This is a genomic window from Myxococcus eversor, assembly GCF_010894455.1.
Classification (GTDB): Bacteria; Myxococcota; Myxococcia; order Myxococcales; family Myxococcaceae; genus Myxococcus; species Myxococcus eversor.
In genome coordinates this window covers 792,903-817,628 of record NZ_JAAIXY010000001.1, presented here as the reverse complement: position 1 = coordinate 817,628, position 24,726 = coordinate 792,903, and the positions used below count along the sequence as shown (strand labels likewise).

The 24,726-nt window shown below is 68.4% G+C and carries 19 protein-coding genes; 9 read left to right on the top strand and 10 right to left on the bottom strand.

What is annotated here, in order from left to right; genetic code table 11:
* Positions 1-23: 23 nt before the first annotated feature.
* The 7 genes from G4D83_RS03355 to G4D83_RS03330 form a co-directional block, all read right to left on the bottom strand.
* Positions 24-1,694, bottom strand: coding sequence for a DEAD/DEAH box helicase (locus G4D83_RS03355; RefSeq protein WP_176437072.1), 1,671 nt, complete (start codon positions 1,692-1,694; stop codon positions 24-26).
* The gene (locus G4D83_RS46750; RefSeq protein WP_176437071.1) at positions 1,661-1,867 is read right to left on the bottom strand and encodes a hypothetical protein; all 207 of its coding nucleotides are present in this window, start codon (positions 1,865-1,867) and stop codon (positions 1,661-1,663) included. Before G4D83_RS46750 ends, G4D83_RS03355 begins: the two co-directional genes overlap by 34 nt.
* Before the next feature lie 40 nt (positions 1,868-1,907).
* On the bottom strand, positions 1,908-2,540 hold the full coding sequence (gene cglE / locus G4D83_RS03350) for an adventurous gliding motility protein CglE (protein WP_141647493.1): 633 nt from the start codon (positions 2,538-2,540) through the stop codon (positions 1,908-1,910).
* A 102-nt stretch (positions 2,541-2,642) separates the two neighbouring features.
* On the bottom strand, positions 2,643-4,601 hold the full coding sequence (gene gltG, locus G4D83_RS03345) for an adventurous gliding motility protein GltG (protein ID WP_163862677.1): 1,959 nt from the start codon (positions 4,599-4,601) through the stop codon (positions 2,643-2,645).
* A gap of 80 nt (positions 4,602-4,681) precedes the next feature.
* A complete protein-coding gene (gene cglF, locus G4D83_RS03340) occupies positions 4,682-4,954 on the bottom strand; it encodes an adventurous gliding motility protein CglF (protein WP_163862674.1) in 273 nt (90 codons plus the stop codon).
* A 128-nt stretch (positions 4,955-5,082) separates the two neighbouring features.
* Positions 5,083-6,537, bottom strand: a complete 1,455-nt coding sequence (gltE, locus tag G4D83_RS03335; protein ID WP_163862672.1) for an adventurous gliding motility TPR repeat lipoprotein GltE — start codon at positions 6,535-6,537, stop codon at positions 5,083-5,085.
* Positions 6,537-10,118 carry a tetratricopeptide repeat protein gene (locus G4D83_RS03330; protein ID WP_176437069.1) on the bottom strand — a complete coding sequence of 1,194 codons (3,582 nt, stop codon included), beginning with the start codon at positions 10,116-10,118 and terminating at the stop codon, positions 6,537-6,539. Before G4D83_RS03330 ends, gltE begins: the two co-directional genes overlap by 1 nt.
* 282 nt (positions 10,119-10,400) lie before the next feature.
* Between G4D83_RS03330 and G4D83_RS03325 the strand changes: the two genes are divergently transcribed.
* The 3 genes from G4D83_RS03325 to cutA are packed head-to-tail and all read left to right on the top strand — an operon-like array spanning position 10,401 to position 12,420.
* Positions 10,401-11,063: a hypothetical protein gene (locus G4D83_RS03325; protein WP_163862668.1), complete on the top strand. Its 663-nt coding sequence runs from the start codon at positions 10,401-10,403 to the stop codon at positions 11,061-11,063.
* A 58-nt stretch (positions 11,064-11,121) separates the two neighbouring features.
* Entirely contained in the window at positions 11,122-12,084 is a 963-nt protein-coding gene (locus tag G4D83_RS03320; protein ID WP_176437068.1) for an ATP-binding protein, read from the top strand.
* Between the two features lie 9 nt (positions 12,085-12,093).
* A complete protein-coding gene (gene cutA / locus G4D83_RS03315; protein ID WP_163862664.1) occupies positions 12,094-12,420 on the top strand; it encodes a divalent-cation tolerance protein CutA in 327 nt (108 codons plus the stop codon).
* A gap of 15 nt (positions 12,421-12,435) precedes the next feature.
* Here cutA and G4D83_RS03310 read toward each other — a convergent pair whose 3' ends face one another.
* The gene (locus G4D83_RS03310; protein WP_163862662.1) at positions 12,436-15,114 is read right to left on the bottom strand and encodes an ATP-dependent Clp protease ATP-binding subunit; all 2,679 of its coding nucleotides are present in this window, start codon (positions 15,112-15,114) and stop codon (positions 12,436-12,438) included.
* Positions 15,115-15,507: 393 nt separating this feature from the next.
* On the opposite strand from G4D83_RS03310, the gene G4D83_RS03305 reads away from it, so the two are divergent.
* Positions 15,508-15,972 (top strand): hypothetical protein, encoded by a 465-nt coding sequence (locus G4D83_RS03305; protein ID WP_163862660.1) that lies wholly within the window; start codon positions 15,508-15,510, stop codon positions 15,970-15,972.
* 109 nt (positions 15,973-16,081) lie between these two features.
* On the opposite strand, the gene G4D83_RS03300 is transcribed toward G4D83_RS03305, so the two are convergent.
* The gene (locus tag G4D83_RS03300; RefSeq protein WP_163862658.1) at positions 16,082-16,474 is read right to left on the bottom strand and encodes a LysM peptidoglycan-binding domain-containing protein; all 393 of its coding nucleotides are present in this window, start codon (positions 16,472-16,474) and stop codon (positions 16,082-16,084) included.
* Positions 16,475-16,883: 409 nt separating this feature from the next.
* Between G4D83_RS03300 and G4D83_RS03295 the strand changes: the two genes are divergently transcribed.
* Positions 16,884-18,509, top strand: coding sequence for a right-handed parallel beta-helix repeat-containing protein (locus G4D83_RS03295; protein WP_163862656.1), 1,626 nt, complete (start codon positions 16,884-16,886; stop codon positions 18,507-18,509).
* Between the two features lie 52 nt (positions 18,510-18,561).
* Here G4D83_RS03295 and G4D83_RS03290 read toward each other — a convergent pair whose 3' ends face one another.
* Positions 18,562-19,755: an aspartate kinase gene (locus G4D83_RS03290; RefSeq protein ID WP_163862654.1), complete on the bottom strand. Its 1,194-nt coding sequence runs from the start codon at positions 19,753-19,755 to the stop codon at positions 18,562-18,564.
* 228 nt (positions 19,756-19,983) lie between these two features.
* Between G4D83_RS03290 and G4D83_RS03285 the strand changes: the two genes are divergently transcribed.
* From G4D83_RS03285 to G4D83_RS03270, 4 genes are all read left to right on the top strand, one after another.
* Complete coding sequence (locus tag G4D83_RS03285; protein ID WP_163862809.1) at positions 19,984-20,706, top strand: ABC transporter ATP-binding protein; 723 nt, start codon at positions 19,984-19,986, stop codon at positions 20,704-20,706.
* A 40-nt stretch (positions 20,707-20,746) separates the two neighbouring features.
* Complete coding sequence (locus tag G4D83_RS03280) at positions 20,747-21,550, top strand: ABC transporter permease (protein WP_163862651.1); 804 nt, start codon at positions 20,747-20,749, stop codon at positions 21,548-21,550.
* Between the two features lie 36 nt (positions 21,551-21,586).
* A complete protein-coding gene (locus tag G4D83_RS03275; RefSeq protein ID WP_163862649.1) occupies positions 21,587-23,146 on the top strand; it encodes a GldG family protein in 1,560 nt (519 codons plus the stop codon).
* Positions 23,147-23,319: 173 nt separating this feature from the next.
* Positions 23,320-24,648, top strand: a complete 1,329-nt coding sequence (locus tag G4D83_RS03270) for a DUF4340 domain-containing protein (protein WP_240356115.1) — start codon at positions 23,320-23,322, stop codon at positions 24,646-24,648.
* Positions 24,649-24,726: the final 78 nt, after the last annotated feature.

Here is a 24,726-nt window from a genome sequence, read left to right as displayed (position 1 = left end):
GGCGGGAATCATTGGCCTTCTTGCTACTCGGCCGAGGAAGCGTCGGGGGGAACGTCCCCTTCCTCGCCCCCCGCGCCGCCGTCAGACGACTCGGCGGAGGCCGGGGTCGCCACGGGCGTCTCCGGCAGGGCCTTCGCACGCTCCACGCCAGCGGTGTCGTTGAGCTGGGTGTAGAGGGCCACGGCCTTGTCACGCTGCTGCAGCTCTTCGGCGAGCTGGGCGGCGCGAGGCAGGTTGCCGAGCTTCTCGTGCAGCGGCAGCGCCTTGTCCTTGCGCCCCGCGGCCTCCCACGCCTCGGCGGAAGCCGCGACGTCGCCCAGCAGCTCCAGCCACCGGGCACGGCCCGCCGGCTTCTGCTCCTGCTCGGCCCGGGCCAGCTCGCGCTGAGCCAGCTCCTTCGCCTCTTCATCCAGCTTCAGCCGCTGCATGAAGTGGAACGCCTTGGGAGGAGGCAGGGTGCCCAGCACCTCCACGGCCTCGCGACGCTGACCCGCCGCCACGAGCAGCGTGGCCGCGCCCAGCCGGTCCCCACGCTCCACCAGGCTCTTCACCTCGAGCCCGCGGATGCGGTTGGCGCTGGCCATGTCGCGCGAGCGCTCATACGCCTTGCGCGCCAGGGTCAGCTTCCCCGCACGCTCGTACGCGAGCGCCGCCTGGTCGAACTGGCGAGCACGCTCGTACAGGCGCGCCACGTTCTCGAAGTCGCCCTTGCCAACGTAGTGCTCCATCAGGAGCTCGTAGGCACCGGCCTTCTCCAGCGTGGGAGCGAGCTGATCCGGAGGCAGCGTGCCCACCAGCCGGCGCGCGGCATCGTTGTCGCTGCCCGCCAGCGAGGTGCGCAGCGCGCTCTTCAGGTCGCCGCCCGCCTCGAACAACCGGGTGGCGTCCGCGAAGCCATTGTTCCGCTCGTGCAGCCGGGCCGCGTCACGCGTGCGCCCCATCGCCTCGAGCTGCTTGGCCTGGTCCTTCCAGTCGCCCGTCAGCTCCGGCATGGGACGACGCTCGCCCCGCTCCGGACGCTCAGCGCGCTCGGGACGCTCACCGCGAGGCGCCCGCTCCGGACGCTCACGCCGCTCGCCCCCCGCCGCGCCGCGCTCGGGACGCTCACCGCGAGGCGGCCGCTCCCCTCGCTCGGGACGGTCGCGACGCTCACCGCGCTCCGGACGCGCTTCCGTCCGAGCCGCCGGCGCCGCGGGCTCCTCGACCTCGGGACCCGGCTGACGGCCGCTGGCGGCGAAGGCCACCTCGGCTCGCTCCCGGTCTCCCGCCGCGCGCCAGACCTGTCCCACCAGGAACAGCACGTCCGTCCACGCGTCGAGCTTCTCCTTGGCCGGATCCACCGCGGGCGCCGCCGGAGCAGCCGCCTCGGCTGGAGCCGCGGCCTCCGTCGTGCCTTCCGCGCCCTCCGCCGGAGCAGCGGCCTCGGCCGAAGCCTCGACCGGAGCACTCGCCTCCGCCTCCGCCGGGGCCGAAGCCTCCGGAGCGGCCGGCTTGGGCTGGCGCTGCACGCGCAGCATCGTGGTGATGAGCTTGCCACGCGTGTTGAGGTCCAGGTCCTCCAGGGACTTCAGCCGCATGGGCCGCAGCGAGCGAACAATCGCCTGCAGCGGGCCCTTCTCGGCCACGAAGTCCGTCTTGGAGAACGCCTTCTCGAGCGCGTTCAGCTCGGCGATGACGCGCTGCCCAGGGCCCACGGGCCCCTCGTCACGTCCACGCCCGCGGCCATCACGGCCACGGCCTTCGCCCCTTCCACCACCAGGGCCACCCGGACCGCCTCGGCCACCAAAACCACCGCCAGGACCGTCACGGCGCGGGCCCTGACCCGGCGCACCCCCGTCACGACCACGCCCACCCGGGCGCGGCCCACCGCTTCCATTCTCCTGAGGCACGTCTTTCTCCCGCTGGAACTAGAACGCGTAGCGAATGTTCGGCGCCACCGCGAACCCGAACGAGCCTCCGGAAACGAGGTAGTTCCCCGTGACCTCGAGCCCCACGGAAAAGTGGCGCAACCGTGTGTAGTACTCCACTCCGGGCCCGGCAAACACAAGAATGTCGGAATCCGGAAGGAGACGCTTCGGCGAGAACATCGCATAACCCGCGCCTGCGCGGACATAGAACCACGTGCGCTTCACTTCCTGGCTGTCGGCCAGGCCCACCAGACGCGCGCGCAGCACCGCGCCGGGGACGAAGGTGGAGAAGTCACCGGACACCGCGCCACCGGACTCGCCGATGTACTCCGCGCTGGTGCGGATGCTGGAGCCCATGATGAACAGGCCCACGGACACCCGCTCCCCCAGGTCCACGCCGAACTCCACCTGGGCCATGGGGCCCGAGGAGAACGGCCGGGGCGTCCCCTCCGCCGCGGGGGGATTGGTCAGGAAGAGCGGACCGCCGAGCAGCGCGAAGTAGAAGCCGCGCTCGATTTCATCGAACGTGACGGCGGGCTTGTCTCCCGTCGCCGTGGGGGGTGGTTGCTGAGCGCTCGCGGCCACGGGGAGGACGAACACGGCACACAGGGCAATGGAGGCGAGGGCTTTCATGCGGTCCTGAGGTTGACGTGGCTCCCACGGGGGACGGGAGCCGGGGTGACTGCGCGGGCGGCCCCGGGGAAGGGCCGCCCGTGAAGCGGAGGAAGGCCGGCGCTATTCGCCGGACTGCTTGAAGATGAACGGATAGGTGACGACCACCACGCCACCGCCCTTGGGCTCGGGGAACTTCCAGGTGCGCACGCGGCCCGCCACGCACGTCTCCAGCTCCGCGTTGCCCGCGGTGGACTGCGCCACCGAGGACGACGCCACGGAGCCGGTGGCGGTAATCACGAACTTCACGGCCACCTTGCCGCCCAGCTTCGGGAAGCGGTTGAGCAGGCTTTCGTAGCAGTAGCGGATCTGCCCGCGGTTCATGTGGATGACCTTGCGGATGAGCTCCTTGTCCAGCGAGCCCATGACCTCCGGCTCGGACGAGGTGATGCCCACGTCGACGCTGGACTTGCCACCCAGCACACCCACGCCGGTGCCGTAGCTTCCGGTGCCACCACCACGGCCCTTGGTGCCGATGCCGCCGATGCCCACGGTGTCACCCGTGCCGCCACCGCCGCCGCCGGAGCCACGCAGGCCCAGGCCACCGAAGCCGCCCGAGTTGCCCGCCTTGGCGCCGAACATGTTGCCCATGGCGCTCTTCAGGTCTCCGCCCAGGCCCTTGCTGCCGAACACGGTGGAGATGCCGCCCTTGCCGCCGCCGAAAATCTTGGCGGTCAGCGCGCGGGCCTCGTCCTTCTTGTTCGGGTCGCCCTTGGGCGCGGTGCGGTTGTTGGTCTTGGGCGTGTCCTTCTTGCCCATCTGCCCCTCGTCACCGCGGCTCTTGGCCGCCATCTCGCCGCTCTTCTTCGCTTCCTTCTGCTGGTTGAGGCGCTCGAGGAACTTGTTCTTCTGCGTCTCGGGCGGCTTGATGATGAGCTTGGCGATGCGCGCCTGGTTGGCGGACAGCTCGTCGGAGTACTCGTCACCCTCGCCCGTGCGGTTCATCGCGGTGATGACGAACGCGGTCGCCGCGAAGAACATCACCAGGAAGATGTTGACCGCCGTGTAGTCCAGCGACTCGCCCAGCGGCGCGACGACGCGCTTGGGCACGGACTGGAAGGTCGCCTCCATGGTCACGCCGCCCAGGTCCACCCAGAAGAAGTCCTCCGCGTCGAGCGTGAGCGTGTACGCGTCCCCCTCGTGCGAGGCCTTGCCGGACTCGAGGACCGCCTTGAGCTCCAGCGTCTCGCCCTTGCGGACCAGCCCGCCCTTCATCTTCCCCGTGAAGCGCACGACGAAGGCCTGCCCGTCCGTGCGCAGCACGTCGAAGGTCGGCGCGCCCAGCTTCGCGTCACCCATGACGAAGTCGACACCCGCGGCGGTGCCCACCGTCACGGCGCGCTTCGAGCCAGGACCGACGAAGAACTCGCCCACCCGCTGGTCACCCCAGGAGAAGCGCAGCGCCACGCCCTGAGGGCCACTGGACTTGGTGCGGCGCACGGTGCGAACGCGCGGCGCGGCATCCTCGACCGGGGCCTGGGGCGCCGGCGCGGACTCCTCCGCGGCGAGGATGGGGCTCTTCTGCGTGGCGGCGACGGAGGCGTCCAGCGCACCCGGGTTCGCGGCGGCGACAGGGGCGGGAATGGACGGCTGCTCGGCGGCCTCGGCGGCGGCGGCCTGCGCCAGGCCCGTGGCGGCGCTGGTGCCGCCCACCACGGGGTTCTTCTCCGTGGTCGCGTCCGTGCTCGCGGCGGCCGAGGACAGATTGGCGGCCGCGACGGCGGCGGGGTTCTCCAGCCGGATGGTGGTGGCGCCCACCCGAATCTCGTCACCGAACGTCAAGAGGCCCTTGTTGACCCGCTTGCTGTTGACGTACGTCCCCTCGACGCTGCCCATGTCGATGATGGACATGGAGCCGTCGCCGGCGACCTCGATGACGGAGTGGATGCGGCTGACCTTCTCGTCCTCCAGGCACAGGTGCGCCGAGGACAGTCGGCCAATCTTGATGATGTCGCGCTCGTAGTCCTTGGTGGCGACCAGCGTGTCGCCCTTGAAGACCTTGAGTGTCAGGGGAACGGCCATGGGGGCTCCTGCGAAGGGTTGATGCTCTCTCTATGGACAACGCTCGCGCCGGCAGGTTCCCACCGACGCACCGACGCCTGTTACAGCTCGCCCACGGACTGCATCACCTTGTCCTCGAAGTCCTCGCGGATGCGGATGAGGTTCGAGTGCTTCACCTTCTCGCGCGCGTCGATGTACTCGCCGTCCGGCTTGGTGAGGTCGCCTTCGATGGTGTCGTCCTCGAAGTCGATGTTCGTCGTCTTGGAGTAGCGCACATTGCCCTCCCCGCCCCCACCCGCCGGCTTGGCCGCATCATCCTGGGCGAAGGCCGGAGCCACCGCGAGCACCGCGCACAACATCAGAGCCTTCCGCATCACTGTCTCCCACAAGGGCCCCGCCGGGCCCGTTCCACGCCGCATGCCCGCGTCAGCACGGGCAGCGAAGGTTCGCATCATCCCCCCAGCCTTCGCCACAGCGAAGGCACCCGGGGGCATCCCAACTTTCACAGCAGGTCGTCTTCAGGCTCACCCGGCTCGGAAGGATCCGCCGTGCCTGGATTCTTCGGTTCCTGCGCGCCCGCAGCAGGAGGCTCCCGCGGGGTCGGCTGGGGCGAGGAGCCCCCGGCCGGAGTGACCTGGGGAGCCGTGCCCGTGCCGTTGGCCGGAGCCACGGCGGCGCCATTGGGCGCGGGCGGCTGCTTCTTCTCCGCGGCCTGCATCTGGACCTGCTGCTTCTTCTGCAGCTCCTCCATCTTCTTCGCCTGCTCCTCGGCCGCGACGGCCTCGCGCTTGGCGCCGACGATGGCCTCGGCCTCGCGCAGCAGCCCGAAGACGGGGGCCTCCGCGGACAGGGCCACGCCGTCGCTCGCCAGGGCGATGTACTTCTTGTACAGCTCCACGGCGCGCTCCGGGGCGTCCTTCACCTTGTGGAGCAGGATGGCGCGGTTGAGGTGCACGGCCGCCAGCTCCGTATCCAGCTTCTCCGCCTCGTCGTACTCCTGCATCGCCTTGTCGTACTGACCCTGGCCCTTGTAGGAGAGGCCGAGGTTCAGGTGCGCGGTGGCGTTCTTCCCGTCGGCCTGGAGGATGCGGCGCAGGTGCTCCTCGGCGCCGGGGTAGTCCTCCGCGTCCAGCGCGAGCTGTGCCAGCGCGACGTGCGACGGGACGTAGTCCTCGCGCGCCTCCAGCGCCTTCTTGAAGGACAGCCGCGCCTCGTCGGCATCCCCCTCGCGCAGCAGGATGAGGCCCACCGAGTGGTGCAGCTCCGGATCCGAGCCATCCAGCTTCACGCCGCGCAGCGCCACCAGCTTCGCCATGGAGAGTTGCTTGCGGTCCAGGTAGCTGCGGATCATCACCTTCAGCGCGGTGGTGGACGCCGGATCCCTCATCAGCGCGGCACGGGCCAGCTCCATCGCCTTGTCGTGGTCGTTCTGCTGCCGGTAGATCTCCGCCAGACGCGCGCGGGACTGCGCGTCATCCGGATAGCGCTGGAGGACCTCCTGATAGAGGGCCACCGCGCCGGCCACGTTGCCGCCGTTCTGCTCCATGACGGCCAGGTTCTCCGACGCCTGGCGCAGCGAGGGCTTCTTGGTGAGCGCCGCCTTGTAGCGGGCCTTGGCCTCCGGGATGTTGCCCTGGCGCTCGGCGATGACGCCCAGGTTGTACTCGGCCTCGGCGAGGTTCGCGTCCGACTCCAGCGCGGACTTGAACTTGCGCTCCAGTGCCGGGTAGTCGAACGCCTTGGCCTTCTTCTGCGTGTCGAAGGACTTCACCGCGTCCTCGAAGCGCGCCTTGGCCGTGTTGGAGATGGGCGGAGGCGGAGCGTCCTTCGGCGGCGCCGTGGGGGCCTTCGCCACGGGGTCGGGGCCGGTGGCCTTGGACGCGGTGCAGCCGGCGGCGATGAGCGACGCGGCCGCCAGGAGGGGGAACAGGCGCATGGTACGGGTCGTCCGGTTCATTAGAGGAAGTCCTCCGGCTCCTCGTCGGCCCCCGCCTGCTTCGCGGGCTTGGTGCCGTCCGGGGTGGAGGGGGTGGCCTTGGTGTCCACCTGGGTCTCGGTCTGCGAGCGGAGCTGCGCGGTGAGGTCCGTGAGGTCCTCCTGCAGCGCCTGCTTCTTGCCGTTCTGCGCCTCCGCCACGGCCGTGGGCGCGGGCGGCGGCACATCCTGGATGCCGGCCAGCACGTCACCACCGATGATCTGCTGGCGGCTCTTCAGCGCGACCTTCTCCTCCGGCATCTCCGGGTAGCGGTCCGGCTGATACGTGGTGCGCAGCATCTTCAGGCTCTCCGCCGCGCAGGCGTTGAACACGTCCAGTTCGCGGCTCTTGGCCACCGTGGCGGCGAACGCCTCCGTGGCCTTGTCCTTGAGCGGCTGGGCCTGATTGGTGAACTCGTCGCGCAGCGCCTGCTGGGCCTCTTCGTCCAGGCCGCGCGGCATGGGCGCGTTGATGACGCTGTGGGCGAAGTGGTCATACGCCAGGCCAATGCGGTTGAGCGCGCAGAGCGACGGCTCCGGAGCGCCCAGCGTCACCGTCTGCACGTACTTCTTCTCCACCACCTGCAGCGCGCGGCTCTTGTCCTGGATGCTGTTGCGGAAGCGGTCCGGCGACGGCGGCGCGCCCCAGTACAGCTTCAGGCGCTTGTACTCCTGCCAGTCCAGCTCCACGCCCAGGAACTGCCCCTGGGCGGCGGTGGCCAGCGCGGGCTTCTCCAGCGTGGTCTGCACGCGGCGGGGGAGCTGGTCGAAGTGCTCGCCCACGCGCTTGTACATGCGCGTCACGTCGCGCGACTTGTTCATCTTCTTGTACAGCTCGATGATCCGCCCCTCGGCGGTGAGGAACTTGCTGGCGGAGCGCATGTTGTCGCGCTCGTACTCTTCCAGCATCTTGATGGCCTTCATCGCCGCGCCGCTCTTGCCCGTCAGGTCGATGATGGACAGGCGGATGTCATCCGCGTCCTTCGCCTTCGGCCACAATTCCAGGTAGCGCTCGCGGTTGCGCAGCGCCGCCTTCGTCTGGCCCAGACCCTCGCGGTAGGTGGACGCGTTGAACAGGGCCACCTGCGCCTTGGCCTCGTCCCACTTCTGCGGCACCGCGGGCTTCTCGTCGCCGCCGCCCTTCTTGTTCTTGCTGGACTTGCTCGGGCGCGCCTTGCCGCCGCCCTTCTCCGACACGCTGCGCTCGTAGCCCTTCACGTACAGCTCGTAGGTCGTCGCGGCCTGCTCGAAGTCGCCGATGGCCTCCAGCGCTTCCGCGTTGGCGTAGATGGAGTCCGGCACGTACTTGGAGCGCGGATACTGGGCGAAGAGTCGGGAGCGGACCTCAATCGTCTTATCCAGCATCTTCGCTTTGTAGTAGTCGACGGACGCGTTGTAGAGCGCCAGGTCGGCGATCTCCGTCTGCGGGAAGTCGTGCACGAAGTTGAGGTACGCCTCGGCCGCCTTGGAGAACTCCTTCTTCTCCTCCAACTGGCTGACCAGCTTGAACGACGACTGCTCAATCAGCTTGGCCAGGTCGTCGCGGAACTTGCCGGTGGCCAGCTTGTCGTTGGCGTAGAAGCGGCGCGCCCACTCGTTCACCTTCGCGAAGTCCTGGAGCAGGTTGTACGAGTCGAGGATGAGGTTGGCGCTGATCTCCGCCGCGCGCGAGCCGTCCTCGAACTTGTACTCGGGGTAGCCGAGCGCGATTTCGCTGAAGCGCAGCACCGCCTCGTCGAAGTGATTGTGGCGGTAGTAGATGTTCGCCGCCTTGAAGGCGATCTCCACCCGCTTCTCACCCTTGGGCACGTACTTGAGGTAGCGCTCGCACGCGTCCAGGAGCGCCTTCTTCAACGTGGGGATGGTGGCCTTCTTGGAGAGGTCCGTGCCCACCGACTCGCTCTTCGCCTCGCCGCGAGACTCGGCGGACTTCACGACTTCGTCGTAGGCCAGCACCGCGTTGTAGGACGCGTTCGACAGCCACTTGCCCGCCTTGCCCGGCTTCGGCTTGCCCTTGTCGTCCTTGGCCTCCAGCACCTTGGCGTCCTGGAGCACGACGAGCGTGTAGTTGGCGGCGGCCTTCTCGTAGTTCGACAGGTTGTCGTTGAGGAGCTCCGCCCAGAAGAAGCGCAGGTCATACGCCTTGGGGTTCTCCGGGAAGAGCGTGAGGTAGTCGCTGTAGACGGCGTCCGCGTAGCGGAACGTCTCCTCGTTGCGCGTCTTCTTGCCCTCGTTGTGCCAGGTGACGGCGAGGTTGGACAGCGTGCGCTCGGACAGCTCCTTCGCCTCCGCGAGCAGCTTCTTGTCCTTGTCGTCCTTGATGACGCCGGAGCTCTCCACCTCCTTCATGATCTTCACGAGCCGGCGCACCTGGGCAACGGTGCGCTCCTTGTTGCCCATGCGGAGGATGCAGTCGACGATCTTCCCCTGGAAGCCGGGCGCCTCGGGCGACAGCGGCTTCTCCTTGATGAGGGAGTTGAAGGTGATGGCCGCTTCGCGGTCCTTGCCGTCGCCGTAGTACATGTTGGCGAGCTGCTTCATCATCGTGAAGCGGTCCTCCGGGTTGGAGGCCACCTTGCCGAAGTCCGCGCGCGCCTGCGCCACGTCACCCTCGTGCGCGTACGCACGCACGTAGTCGGTCCGGGCCTCACGCACCAGCGAACCCTTGCCGCTCTTGCCGCCGTCCCGCTCCACCGCGTTGGCGCCGGCCAGCTCGCCGTACAGCACCACCGTCTTGAACTTGTCCTTCGCCGCCCCGTACTCCCCCATGTTGTAGTGACACCAGCCCTGCTTGTAGAGGGCGAACGCGTACACCTGGCTCTCGGGGAACTCGGCGGCCTTCTTGTAGGCCACCAGCGCCTTCTCCAACTCCGGGCGCTTTCCCTTGGAGTTGTTGAAGTAGTACTCGCCGAAGGCGAAGTACGCGTCCGGGATGAACTTGGACGTCGGGTGCTTCTCCACCAGGCGCTTGAAGGCCACCAACGCCTTGCGGTCCTGGCCCTCTTCCATCAGGTACTGACCGAGGAAGAAGAGCACCTCGTCCGTGCGCTCGAACTTGGGGTGCTCCTGGACAATCTTGGTGTACTGCTCCACCGCGAGCTTTCCGTACTCCTTCTGCTTCGCGACGAACTCCGCCTTCTCCGCCTTGGCCTGCTGCTGGGCCGCGGTGTCGTTGCGGTTCATCGCCTTGATGAGGTCGTCGTCCTTGCGGTTGGCCTCGAAGAAGTAGAACTTCGACTCCTCCCAGTAGAACTCGCCCAGGCGGAACAGGAGGCTCGGGACCTCTCGCGGATCCGGCGACAGGGAGATGATCTTCTTCAGCGAGACGATCTGCTCGCGACGCTTGGAGGCCACCTGCAGCTCCACGCCCAGTCGGAACTGGTCGTACTGGAGCGCGGGGGCGACTTCTTCCTTCTTCTTCTCGCGGGTGATGTCGCCAGCCAGGGACTTGTCCAACGCGGTGCTGGACTTCTGGCCAAGGTCGGCGTCACGCGGCGCTTTCTTCTCCTGAGCGGCGGAGGCCGAGGCCAGGAGGACGAGGCAGACGAGGAGCGAACGGCGCATGGTCTTCCTAAGCGGGGGGGACCGGCGTCCCCGGTTGCCTACCGAACAGGCAAGTGGCCGGGAATCTTCGGGAATTTCCATTCGGGGAGAACCACTATGCGCGGTTTCCAAGTGCAGGGTCAACCCTGACTGGCTGGCCATGCCAGAAGTGGAAAGCAGGCCGGCAAACTTCCAGAACTGCTGTGAAATTGATGACAAGACGGTTGCCTTGTCGGACCCACCGGGTATGGGGGAGCGGACGGCCGTCTGCCCGGCCGCCCTGCTCGGAGTGGGTGTCGGATCATGAGTCTGTTGCCGGAGAGCGCCAGCTTCGAAGAGCTGGTGCAGGACTACTTCCTCGCGGTGCGTGGCGCGGGGCTCATGCTCTCGGCTCTGGACTCAGAGTTGCTGACCGCGTGGGCGCGGGAAGGCGTCCCGTTCGAGGTGGTGGCGCGCGGCATCTCCCGCTCGGCGGAGAAGGCGCTGTGGGATGCGCGTCCCGGTGAGCCCGTGCTGCGCAACCTGCGCGCGTGCCGGCGGCAGGTGGACGCGGAGATCAAGAAGTACCGCTCGCTGACGGCGGGCGCGGGTGAGACACCGGCCCCTGAAGCTCCCTCCAGACGTCGGAAGGCGCTGTCGTGGGAGGAGACCCGACACGCCCGGCTCGTCGACGCATTGGAAGACCTGGCGGGGCGGGAGCAGGCCCTGGCGCCTCGCGTGGCATGGCTGCGCGGCACGGTGCTGGCGACCATTCCGGGAGAGCCGGCGGCGTTCGATGCGCAGGAAGCCTTGAGTTTCCTGGCGCTTCTGAGGGCCCTTCCCTTCGGGCAGCGACGCGAGGTGTGGCGCGACGCGCTTTCGGTGGGTTCTGAACAGCAGGTGATGTCGGTGCGCGCGCGGAGGCTGTCCCGGCGATTCCGGGTGGTGGCGGCGGTGCGGCGGCGACTGGGCGTGAAGGAAGTCTGAAAGCGCGGCACTACTGCTCGCCCGTTCAGTTTGCGAGGAGGCGGCGAAGGGTTCTGCTATGGCGATGCGCGAGACGGGTGTGGGAGCGAAGGCGACTGGGGACGGGTGCCGCGTCTGTGCCGGCCGGACGTATGTCATCGAACGGCAGGGAGACCAGGCCCAGGCGCGCGTCTGCGTGTGCTCGGAGAACTGCTCCATCTGCGGCGGGCGGGGCCACGTGCTGGTGGAGCGCGAGGGCGTCTACAGCAAGAAGGTCGGGCCCAAGCAGTACGAGGTGATGGAGCCGTGCACCTGCACGCGACGACGGCGGCGGGTGGCCATCTTCAACGACGTGCGGATGCCCGGCGTGATGGCGCACGCGTCCTTCGACAACTACCGCGCCTTCAACGAGGCCCAGGACCGGGGCCGTGGCGTGGCGATGCACTTCGGCCACCAGTACGTGAAGGGCGCCACGTCCAAGGGCTTCATCCTGAGCGGTCCGGTGGGCACCGGGAAGACGCACCTGCTGGCGGCGACGCTGGGCCACCTCGTCATCGAGATGGGCGTGCGCGCGCGCTACGTGGAGATTTCGCTGCTCTACGCCACCATCCGCCGAGGCTTCCAGGACGGAAAGAGCGGCGGCGAAATCATCGGGCCGCTGTCCGAGGTGGAGGTGCTGGCCATCGACGAGCTGGGCAAGGGACGTGGCAGCCCGTTCGAGATGGAGACATTGGATGAACTCATCGCCCGCCGCTACAACGCGGGCCGCACCACGCTGTTCGCGACGAACTACTCGCTGGAGCCCGAGAAGAAGCAGCGCCCCCTGAGCCCCACGGGCTACCGGACGACGGAAGACGCGAAGGCCGTGGTGAAGGAGGCGGAGCTGCTGCGCGAGCGCGTGGGAGAGCGCATCTACAGCCGCCTCTGCGAGATGTGCACCTTCGTGGAGCTGCCCAAGGACACGCCGGACCGGCGACGCACCCGACAGGAGATGGACACGCTGCACCAGCCGCCCACCGGAATTCGCGGCGCCGCGCGGTGACCCGGGCGCATGACTGACGCCATCCTGGTCCTCGTCACCGCGCCCTCCGCCGACAAGGCCGCGGAGCTGGCGCGGACGCTCGTCGAGGAACAGCTCGCCGCCTGCGGCAACATCCTTCCCGGCCTGCGCTCCATCTATCGCTGGGAAGGCAAGGTGCAGGACGACGCGGAGGCGCTCATCCTCTTCAAGACGAGGGCCACGCTCTTCGAATCCCTGCGGGCTCGCATCGTCTCGCTGCACCCTTACCAGGTACCCGAGGTGCTCCGCGTCGACATCGCCGATGGCCACGCGCCCTATCTCGCGTGGATTCTCGACAACACCCGCGCCGCGCCCTGAGCAGACGCCAGGCACTCACGACGCCGGTGGCTCGGGGGCCTTCTGCTCGGGCTCCTCGCGCGCCCCGGGTTCCGGGTGGAAGACGAAGCGTCCGTCCTGGAAGTCGACGCGGATGCGTTGGCCCTCGCGCAGCTCTCCTCGGAGCATCATCCGACTGAGCTCCGTCTCCAGCTCGCGTTGGATGACGCGGCGAAGCGGACGGGCACCATAGCGCGGCTCGAAGCCTCGCTCGGCCAGCGCGTCGCGTGCGGCGTCCGTCAGCTCCAGGCCCACGTTCTGCCCATGCAGCTTGCGGCGCGTGGCCTCCAGCATCGTGTCGACGATACGGCGGAGCTGCTCCGGGTTGAGCGAGTGGAAGACGATGATTTCGTCGATGCGGTTGATGAACTCCGGCCGGAAGTGTCCGCGCAGCGCGTTCATCACCGCCTCGCTGGCCCGTTCCCGTCCCGTGCGGTCCTCGTCCGCCGAGCTCTGGAAGCCGAGCGCCGCCCTCGCGGCCCCCATCGCCTCCGAGCCCAGGTTGGACGTCATGATGATGACCGTGTTCTTGAAGTCCACCGTGCGGCCACGGGAGTCCGTGAGGCGCCCGTCGTCGAGCATCTGCAGCAGCAGGTTGAACACGTCCGGGTGCGCCTTCTCCACCTCGTCGAAGAGCAGCACCGAATACGGCCTGCGGCGCACCGCCTCCGTGAGTCGCCCCGCCTCCTCGTAGCCCACGTAGCCCGGGGGCGCGCCGATGAGCCGGCTCACCGTGTGGCGCTCCTGGAACTCGGACATGTCCAGGCGAATCATCGCGGCCTCGTCGTTGAACAGGTACTCGGCCAGCGCACGCGCCGTCTCCGTCTTGCCCACGCCCGTGGGGCCCAGGAACAGGAACGAGCCGATGGGACGGTTCGGGTCCTTCAAGCCCGCGCGCGCCCGGCGCACCGCCTCGGAGATGGCGCGCAGCGCGTCCTCCTGTCCCACCACGCGCTGCTTCAGCGCGGCCTCCATCTCCAGCAGTCGCTGGCTCTCTTCCTGTTGCAGCTTGCGCGCGGGGATTCCCGTCCACTCGCTCACCACGGTGGCGATGTCCTCGGGCGTCACGGTGGGCTCGGTGACACCACGCTTGAGCTGCCACTGCGTGCGCAGACCCTCCAGCTCCGTGCGCAGCGTGTCCAGTTCGCCCTTGAGCCGGCTCGCCTCCTCGTAGCGCTCCCCCGCCACCGCCGCGCTCTTGTCCTTCTCCTTCTGCGCGAGCATCTCCTCCAATTCGCCCAGTCGGTCCGGCGCGGTGCGCGCACCCAGCCGCACCATGGCGGAGGCCTCGTCGAGCAGGTCGATGGCCTTGTCCGGCAGGAACCTGTCGTTGACGTACTTGTCCGACAGCTCGACGGACGCGGTGAGCGACGTGTCGAGAATCTTCACGCGGTGATGCGCCTCGTACGCGTCGCGCAGCCCTCGCAGAATCTCGATGGCCTGCTCCGGCGTGGGCTCGGCCACCATGACGGGCTGGAAGCGGCGCTCCAACGCGGCATCCTTCTCGATGTTCTTCCGGTACTCCTCCAGCGTCGTGGCGCCCAGGCACTGCAGCTCGCCTCGTGCCAGCGCCGGCTTGAGCAGGTTGGACGCATCCACCGCGCCCTCGGCGCCACCGGCGCCCACCACCGTGTGCACCTCGTCGATGAAGAGGATGATCTGCCCCTTGAGGGCGCGAATCTCGTCCATCAGCCCCTTGAAGCGCTCCTCGAACTCGCCCCGGAACTTCGTGCCGCCCAGCACGCTCCCCAGGTCCAGCGACAACACGCGCTTGCCCTTGAGCACCTCCGGGATTTCTCCCGCGACGATGCGCTGGGCCAGTCCCTCCGCGATGGCCGTCTTGCCCACGCCCGGCTCGCCGATGAGCACCGGGTTGTTCTTCGTCTTGCGGCTCAGGATGCGGATGACGCGGCTGATCTCCTTCTCTCGGCCGATGACGGGGTCCAGCTCTCCCGCTCGTGCCAGCACCGACAAATCTCTCGTGAAGCACGTGAGGTTCGGCGGAAGTCCTCCACTGCCTTGCCGCCCACCGCCTCCCGCCGACGGCGCCGACGGGCCTCCCACCGAGGCGAGCAGCCGCTTGCGCAGCTCGTTGACATCGACGCCCGAGAGGAACTGCGCGGCGTAGCTCTCTCCCTCCATCAGGACACCGAGCAGCAGGTGCTCGGGACCGATGAAGCTGTGCCCCATCTGGAGCGCCTGGAGGCGGGCAATCTGGAGCACCCTCTTCACGCCGGAGGACAGCGCCACGCCCTGCGCCTTGCGTGGCTCGCGTCGGGGCATCACCGCGTCCAGACGGGCCTCGAACTCGTCCACGGGCGCGCCCGCGTGCTTCAGCGACTCGCGCAGCTCTGGCACGGAGTGCATCAGCGACAGCAACAGGTGCTCGATGCGCATCCGCTCGTAGCCCGAGTCGAGTGTCATCCGCGCCGCGCGCTCCAGCACCTGCTGCGCCATCTCGGAGAGCTGCGTCAGGAGATTCTCCCGACCTCGTGGACGCGGCCCCATCATCTGCTCGACGAGGCTCTCCAGACTGCCGAACCCGTTCGCGTCCCCCAGCCCCACGCCCATCGCGCTCGCGCAGTGGTTGCAGAAGTTGAGGGTCGTCTCCTGCCCGTTCATCCGCTTCTTGAGCATGACCGCGGCTGGGCGGGTCCGGCAGTTCTGACACAGCATGGTCGACGACCTCCGCGCTCCACCTCCGGGCAAGCTAGGAATGGCGTGGGCGGCGGACCACGGAAGGCCGCTCCATGCGGAGCGAGCATCCTGGCGAGGCCTCTTCCTCCCTCTCGGGAAGAAGTGCGCTCCAACGCCCTCGCCCTACCCCGAGGAACGAGGAACACTTCGGCGCGCGGCGTGGCGCGGCCCCGGCTCCGGACGAAGCATGTGGAGAAAGTCCTCCAGCGCCCGAGCGATGTCCCACGACCGACTCCTATTCAGTCCGAGCCAGCGCCGCTTCCCCTGCTCCCCCTTCCCGAGCGAACATGTCGGAAGTTCTGCCCATCCGCGCTGAGAACGAGGCTCCACGCGCCGCTGTCCCCTGAACCCGAGCGAGCAGCCCTGATGCCCATGCCCCGTCCCGCCTGGTCTCCTCCACGCCGAGTGCTCGCCACGCTCCTGTCAGCGTCGTTCCTGGGCGCGTGCGCCACCGCGCCTCGAGCGGTGAAGGACGAGGGCACCGAGCGCATCGAGGACATCATCGGCCGAGCGGACCGCGAGGAGCCGATTCCCGAGGGCATCACCTTCGTTCCGGACACGACGCCGCTGCCGGGCGAATCGCTCGCCCTGCTCGACGAGCCCGCCGAAGCCGACGAGGACGAGGCACCGCCACCTCGAAGAGGCACCGTGGAGTCCTTCACGGAGCAGCCCTGGTCGCCGTACTCCGCGCCTCAGATGCTGGGCTTGTGCACGCGCCCTCCGCACGGCGCCATCCTCTCCGCGCCCGTGCCGTCCTCGTGCATGCTGGCGCCGGGCAGCATCCGGTTCCACATCGCCCCCAGGCCCGGGGGAACCATCCCGGGCCTGCTGCCCTAACCGTTCCCCATCACCGAGCCGCTGACCACTCGCGACAAGGGCGGCCCGAGCGAAGGTGCACGGGAGCGCGCCGAGAGAGCCCTGAGGCCCCCTCGGCACGACGGACCACTCAGGCGTTGGCGATCGACTTGGGCGGCAGCTTGAGCACCTGGCCCACCTTGATGTGGTCCGGGTCCTTGAGCTGGTCCTTGTTGGCGTCGAAAATCTTCGGGTACAGCTTCACGTCGCCGTAGATGTCCTTGGCCAGCTTGCCCAGCGTGTCGCCGGACTTCACCGTGTAGAGGCCATACGGCTCCGCGTTCGTCACGGTGAGGTTCACCATGACCTCCTGTTGCCACTGCGCGTGCTTCGCCTTGATCTGGTCCCAGATGCGGTCACGGTCCCACGCGTAGTCCACCGAGCCCTTGAGGATGAGCTTTCCACCCTCCTCGCGGGACTCGACCTTCGCGCCAATCGTCTTCGCCACGTCGAGCACGTCCTTGTAGTCGTTCTGCAGGGCCATGGGCGTTCCTCCAATCGGGTCAGGTCGCACGATGTCCACGTGACTGTCGGCGTGCGAGGGAGCGCACTGTAGGCACGTGGGCCTCGGCTCCCGTCTCGCCCTCCAGGCCCTCATCACTGCGTGCCATTCAACAGTCGCGTGTGGGCGCGCGCTCCCCTGCTCAACGACAGTCCCCGCGAGCCCCTGGCCCTCGTCAGTAGTGCGGCCGAGGGGCCCTTTCCATTTCGCATCAAGTTCGTGATAGCGATTGGGCACCGAGCCACGGCGCTCCTTCACCAGTGCATCACGCGCGGGAAGGATGACAGGCCGCCTGCTGTACGAGGGAACGGACGGCGCGGGGAAGCAGAATAGCGCTCGCCCCCTCGAACGTTCCTTGGCTCGCTCAACCCCCAGAGGAGTCGACCCCCCTATGTCCACGCTGCGCAGCCTGTGCCTCCTCGGAGCTTTCTCCGTGGGAGCCCTCGCCTGTAACGGAAACAAGGAGCCCCCCTCCCCCTCGGGCACCATTTCCCTCCCCACCCGTCCCTCGCCTCCCTCGACGGGCACTCCCACCCAGCCCTCACCCGAGCCGACGTCGCCTCCCGTGACGGAGGTCCCGACGCCCACGCCCACTCCAGGGCCCTCGCCCACCGAGGAGCCGGCGCCGCCCCAGTATTCGCGCGAGTGGTACGTCAGCCCGTCGGGCAATGACACCGCCGCGGGCACGCAGGCCAGGCCGCTTCGCACCATCGCCAAGGCGCTCACCCTGGTGGGGCCCGGTGAAATCATCCGCGTCCAGCAGGGCACCTATGCGGAGAAGCTGGTGCTCGACTCCAACGTCCGCGCCGGCACCGCCAGCGCTCCCATCACCCTGCGCGGCGAGGGTATGCCCAAGCTCGTGCCCACCTCCGCCGGTTGGTACATGGTCCTGGTGCAGCGCCCGAACTGGCGCATCGAGGGCTTCGAGTTCGACGTGAAGGGCGCGCGGCAGATCGCCGTCACCTTCGCTGGAGACACCCAAGGCACGGTGCTGGCCAACAATGAGCTGCACCATGGCTCCTTCGGCAGCGGCATCAGCACCGATGCCAGCGCGCGCGGCGTCACCATCGAGAACAACCACATCCACCACTTCGCCCGGGGGGCCGACGACTCGCACGGCGTCGTCATCGCGCCCACGTCGAAGAACATCACCGTGCGCGGCAACGACATCCACGACAACTCGGGTGACTCCGTGCAGTGCCTCGGGCCCGAGGGCTTCAGCAATGACGCTCCCGCGAGCGGGGTCCTCATCGAGGACAACGACATGTACGACAACCGTGAGAATGCCGTGGACCTCAAGACGTGCCACGACGTCACGGTGCGCGGCAACCGCATGCACGGCTTCACCAAGTCGACCACGTCACGGGGCGAGGCGGTGGTGGTGCACTACTCCGCGAAGAACATCATCCTGGAGGACAACGACATCTCCGACGCCGCGCTGGGCATCGCCGTGGGCGGAAACCGGGTGGGTGCTCCGCCGACCAACGTCTCCGTGCGGCGCAATCGCATCCACTCGCTGAAGATGCCCGAGGGCTCCGCCATCCGAATCGAGAACGGCGTCGACGTGCGCGTGCTGCACAACACCGTCACCGGGACGAAGGGCTTCGCGCTGGTGCTCGGACACGGCACCGGCGGCGACTCCACCAACGTGGCGGTGCGCAACAACCTCTTCGTCACGCGCAACGCCGTCAACCTGGGGCCCTACACCTCCGGGCTGGACATGTCCGCCAATGTCTACCAGCCGGGCGCGAACTTCACGACGGGCAACTTCTTCATCCCCGAGGACTCCTGGGTGGGTGAGCTGCTCGCGGCCTGGAAGCAGCAAGGCCAGGACACGAGCTCGGACGAGTCCGACACCGCGCTGGTGGACACGAACGACTTCATGCCAGGCGCTGGAGCGGTGGACCGGGGCATGGACCTGGGCCTGCCCTTCTGCGGCTCCGCGCCCGATGTCGGCGCGGTGGAGTCCGACTGCGCGGCGGGTGCGCAAACCGCCACCGCCACGCTCACCGAGTAGCAAGAAGGTACGGGGGACCTCCTGGCGACAAGCCTGGAGGTCCTCACGCGCTTCACCCTCCGAGCAGCTCGCGGTGCAGCCTCGCCGTCAGCGGCTTGAGGTGGGGCTTGTCCACGAGCAGCGTGAGCTGGAGTGGCGACGTGTGGGCCGCATGCACCTTCGCGCCCAGCTCCTCCGCCACCGCCAGGGCCTGACGCAGCGGCGCCCAGTCCGCGTTGAGCCCCACGCCCACGCAGGTGACGGTGCCCTGCTCCTCGCGCCACGACACCGCGCCGTCGAAGCGCGTGGCCAGCTCCTTGCGCAGCGCCTCAGGGCCGTGGATGTCCGCCAGCGGGACGAGGAGATACGCGTGGCCGGCGCCGCCCCGCAGCCCGTCGAAGCCCAGGGAGCGGCCTCGCACGCCTCGGGCATCGAGGAACTCCAACAGCTCCGGCAGAGGCACCTGCTCGCTCACCGCCAGCACCGCCAGCTCCGCGTCCGCGGTGACGCCCTTCACCCGGTGGTCCGACGGCGCCGTCAGCTCGCGCACCTCCGTGCCGTTGCCCGGCGCATGCGCCGTGCGCGCGAGGATGGCGATGCCTCGCGACTTCGCCCATTCCACCGCCTGCGCGTTGAGCACCTTGGCGCCCGCGCTCGCCAGCTCCTGCATCTCGTCGTAGCTGAGCGACTCCAGCTTGCGCGCGTCCGGCACCACGCGCGGGTCCGCGCTGAAGATGCCGTCCACGTCGGAGTAGATTTCACACGCCTCCGCCTCCAGCGCCGCGGCCAGCGCCACCGCCGTGGTGTCCGAGCCTCCACGCCCCAGCGTCGTCACTTCCTTCTTGTACGAGACGCCCTGGTAGCCGGCGACGATGACCACCTTGCCGCGCGCCAGCTCGTCATGGATGCGATAGGGCCGCACCTCGACGATGCGCGCCTGCGCGTGCGCGTCGTTCGTAATGATGCCGCTCTGGCTGCCGGTGAAGCTGATGGCCGGCACCTCCATCTCCTGGAGCGCCATGGAGAGCAGCGCCATGGAGATGCGCTCACCGCACGTCAGCAGCATGTCCAGCTCGCGTCGCGCGGGGTCCGGGGACACCTGCTTGGCCAGGGCGAGCAGTTCGTCCGTGGTGTCGCCCATGGCACTCACCACCACCACCACCTGGTACCCGGCGTCGCGCTTGTCCTTCACCCGCCGCGCCACCTTGCGAATCTTCTCCACGTCGGCCACCGACGAGCCGCCGTACTTCTGGACCACGATAGGCATGAGCGTCTCACTACCCCTGTTGGGCGTGTCCGGGGAACCACACCGAAGCGCAGTCTTGCAGGAGCCCGGCCAGCGCGGGGAAGCACCCGAGCCGAGCACCGGGCGTCGCCTTGACACCCCAGGATCGACCCCTATAGTCGGCGGCGGTCTGCCCGGGCCGTCCGAGAAACACCTCCACGGCCGGCGGCCCAGGGTCGAGCGCGTCTCTCCTGGAGCCTGCCCATGGCGATGATCGAGGTACAGCACCTCACCAAGCGGTATCGCGACCGCGTGGCCATCGACGACCTCACCTTCAGCGTCGAAGAGGGCGAAATCCTCGGCTTCCTCGGGCCCAACGGCGCGGGCAAGTCCACGACGATGAAGATTCTCACCGGCTTCCTCCCGCCATCGGAAGGAGTCGCCCGCGTGGGAGGCTTCGACGTCTTCACCCATCCGCTGGAGGTGAAGCGCCGCATCGGCTACCTGCCGGAGACGCCGCCCCTCTACCCGGATATGACGGTGCACGGGTACCTGAAGTTCGTCGCGGCGCTCAAGCGCCTGCCCTCCCGAGAGCTCAAGGGCGAAGTCGAGCGGGTGGCCAGCCTCACCGGCGTCACGCACGTGCTCGGCCGCCTCATCCAGAACCTGTCCAAGGGCTACAAGCAGCGCGTCGGCATCGCCCAGGCGCTGCTCGGCTCGCCCCAGGTCCTCATCCTCGACGAGCCGACGGAGGGATTGGACCCGGCGCAGCGCGCGGAGGTGCGCGCGCTCATCAAGGGCCTCGCGGGCAAGCACACCGTCATCCTCTCCACGCACATCCTCCCGGAAGTGACGATGACGTGCGAGAAGGTCCTCATCCTCAATCAGGGGCGCATCGTCGCCTACGATGACCTCCGCAAGCTGGCGGGCTCCCAGGGCACCTCGGAGAGCGCGTCGCTGGAAGAGGTCTTCATCAAGCTGACCGCCGCCTGAGCGCGGCGCCCGTCCCCTTCTTCAAGGAACCCCCCGGTCCATGCGCATCGCCCTGGCCATCGCTCGCAAGGAACTGTCCCTCTTCTTCACCACCCCGTGGGCCTATGGCGTCTTCACCGCGATGGTGGCGCTGTCGTCCTTCTTCTTCGTGAACCTGCTGGCGACGTTCCAGCAGGTGCAGGCGCAGGCTCGCGAAGTCACGTGGGCGATGATGCCGCCGGACATGACCGCCTACCGCAACCTCACCGACGGGGTGATGGTGCAGCTGTGGGGCATGGTCATCGTCATCACCCTCTTCGTCGCGCCCTTCCTCTCCATGCGGCTGTTCGCGGAGGAGAAGCGCAACAAGACGTTCGAGCTGCTGATGACCGCGCCCGTGCGCCCCATCGAAATCGTCCTGGGCAAGTACCTGGGCGGACTGGGCATCATCTCCACGACGCTGGGCCTCACGCTCGTCTTCCCGCTGGTGCTCTCATCATTCGGGCAGGCGGAGTCCGGCACCGCGCTGGAGTGGTCCACCGTGCTGCTGGGCTACGGCGGCGTCCTGCTGTGGGGCGCCACGTGCATGGCGGTGGGCATGTTCATCTCCGCGCTGACGGAGAGCCAGATGCTGGCGGCCTTCCTCACCTTCGCGGTGCTGCTGCCGTGGATGATGCTGTCCGGCGTGGCGCAGGCCACCGAGGAGCCGCTGCGCTCGGTGCTGACGTATCTGTCCTTCGACGCGCAGCTCCAGAACCTGCTCAAGGGCATCCTGGATGTGCAGACGTTCGTGTTCTTCGCCTCCGTCATCGTCTTCTCGCTGCTGCTCACCCACCGCACCGTGGAAGCGCGGCGCTGGGCCTGACAGGGCCCGCGCTCACGCGAAAGGGAATCTCCGCACATGAACGCGACCCTCCTCGGTCGGTACCTGGGCGCCTTCGGGCTCCTGTTGCTGCTGTCGAGCCCCTTCACCCTCTTCATCACCTCCGGCAGCCCCATCGCCACGGGTGTGAAGGCGGGCCTGGGCCTCGTGCTCATCGCCGTGTATCTGGCGACGAACCTGAAGCACTTCGGCAAGCTCGCCTCGCACCGGTCCAGCTTCTTCTTCCTGCGCACGGGCGTCACCGTGCTCGCCGTCCTCGTCGGACTGGTGGCGCTCAACTACGCCGCGTTCCAGAAGAGCCTTCGCTGGGATTTGACGAACGCGCGCATCCACACGCTCGCGCCACAGACGCTCGCCACGCTGGAGGCCCTGCCAGAGAAGGTCCTCGCCATCGGCTTCGTGCCCCCGACTCACGAGTCCTATGGACTGTTGGACACGTTGTTCCAGCGCTACCGCGCGCAGGCCCCGGAGCGCTTTGAGTTCACCTTCAAGGACGCTCGCCGCAGCCCGGACCTGGTCGCGAAGTACCAGCTCAAGGAAGACCAGGCGAGCGTGGTGCTGGTGCGCGGAGAGGCTCACACGACGCTCCAGGCCGTGTCCGAGCAGGACCTGACGAATGCGCTCATCAAGCTGAACGCGGTGGGCACCCAGCGGGTGTACTTCGTCACCGGTCACGGTGAGTGGCCGCTGGCCAAGGACGAGGCGGCTCCGAACGACCCCGGCGCCACCATGTCCGAGCTGCGCAGGCAGTTGCTCCAGGAGGGTTATGGCGCGGAGGCCATGTACCTGGCGGGCGCGACGGACGTTCCCCGGGACGCCTCGCTGGTCATCATCGCGGGGGCTCGCGTGCGCTTCACCGCGCCGGAGGTGGAGGTGCTGCGCAAGTACCTCGCGGGCGGAGGCAGGCTGCTCTACTTCACCGACGCGGGGCTGGAGGATGGCCTGGGCTCGCTGCTGGCCGAGTACGGCATCCAGTTGGACGAGGGCATCGCCGCGGACGCGCAGTTCAACAGCGGCAACCCCTATGTCGTGCTCTCACGGTTCTACAGCAACCACGCGATGGTGCTCCCGCTGCGTCAGCGCGGGCTGAACGTGGAGCTGCCCACGCCGCGCAGCCTCACCCTGCTGCGCGAGGGACTCGCGGACGGCGTGCGGGTGGAGCCCGTGGTGCACACCTCGCAGTACGGCTGGGTGGAGACGAAGCCCGAGGAGAACGCCGTTCCTTCCGACGGAGAGAAGACGGGTCAGCTCACGCTGGTGGCCGCAATCATTCGCGACACGAAGGACGCGCCGGACAAGCGCTTCGACGAGGCGCGGCTCGTGGTGATGGGCGACTCCGAGCTGCTGTTGGACCCGAACTGGGGCCATGAGCCCAACCGCAACCTGGTGATGAACGCGCTGGGCTGGGCGTCCAACCAGGTGACCAAGGTCACCCTGCGCCCTCCGGACCGCGAAGTGTCGACGCTGGAGCTGGACGCGGACGACATGGACCACATCCGCTTCATCTCCACGGACCTGCTCCCCCTCTCGATGATGGGACTGGGACTGGCCATCTGGCTGACGCGGCGGAACAAGTGAGCGCCACGGGCAAGAGATTGGTGGCGGCGGTCCTCGCGCTGGGTGCGGGCGGGCTGGCCTTGTCCGCGTGCTCCGAGGGTTCTTCGCGGAAAGCGACCGAGCCTCCGGCGGTGGCAGCGCCACTGTTCGCTCCGCCGTCGAGCGGGACGCAGGGCACAAAGGCCGCGGCGCCCGTGTTCACTCGCATCACCGTGCGCGCGCAAGGAGACACCACGGAGCTAGCACGCGAGCCGGATGGAACGTGGCGCATCGTCGCTCCGGTGAAGGCCCGCGCGGAGGCCGCCGCCGTGGAGGCACTGCTGGAGACGCTGGGGAGCACGGCGTCGAGCCCGCTCGTGAAGGACGCCCCCACCGACGCGGACCTGGAGAAGTACGGCCTCAAGTCGCCCGTCTTCAGCGTGACGGCACATGCCTTCCTGCCGGATGCGAGCGGCGGAGGTGAAGACGTCCCCAGCCGTCAGCACACGGTGACGCTGCACGGTGGCGTCGAGAACATGTTCGATGGCTCCGTGTATGTGCGCCGGGATGGAGACGCGAAGGTCTATGCGGCCCAGGGCTCGGTGCGCTGGAGCCTGGACAAGGACACGTTCGCGCTGCGCTCGAAGGAGCTGCTCGGCGACCTGGAGGCGAACGAGCTGACGCTCATCGAGGTGCGGGCCAAGGAACGGGGCTACGTGCTGGAGCACGAGGCAGGCACGACGAAGTGGCGCCTGACGAAGCCCCTGCCTGAGCGCGCGGACGAGGCTCGGGTGACGTCATTGTTGAAAAATCTGAAGGAGCACCGGGCGCTCTCCTTCCCCACGGACTCCCCACAGACGCGGAAGAAGTGGGGCCTGGAGTCGCCGCTCATCGATGCTCGCTTCACGCCACGCTCGGGCGAGCCCGTCCGCATCCGGCTGGCCCAGGTGATGGAAGACGGTGCGCCTCGCGTCCATGCACTGCGGGAGCAGGGCTCCGACGCGGTGCTGGGCGAGGTGCCCGAGAGCGCGCTCGCGGCGCTCGACGTGGACGTCCTGGAGTTGAAGGACAAGCACGTGCTGAACTTCCGCCGCGAGGACGTGCGACGCGTGGTGTTCCATCCTGGCAACGGCGTGGCGCCCATCACCCTGGTCAACACGGCCGGAACGGATGGCGGCTCGGAGTCGTGGCAGGTGGAGTCGCCCAGGCAGGGCAAGGCTCAGCATTTCCGCGTGGTCTCCCTGCTGCGCGTGCTGGGCACACTGAAGGCCTCGAGCTTCGGCGAAGCCCGGCCCAAGAACTGGGCGAAGTACGGCATTGGCGATGCCTCGCGCGGCGCGGTGCTGTTGGGCGCGGAGGGTCGCGAGCTGGCGAGGCTGTGGCTGGGTGGCGATGTCCCGGACGAGTCGGGCCTGAGCTACGCGCGCGGCTCCGGGCCCGAGGTGATGGAGGTCTCCGTCGAAGGACTCGCGCTCCCCATGCGGGCCGAGGACCTGATGGAGGGCACTCCGGCTCCGGCGCCCACCGAAGCACGCGGTCCGTGAGGCTGAACCCGCCCTTGTAGTGACAATCCACTACGTCCTGAAGGTAACGCGGCGCGGTGCCCGCTTTGACGCGCGACC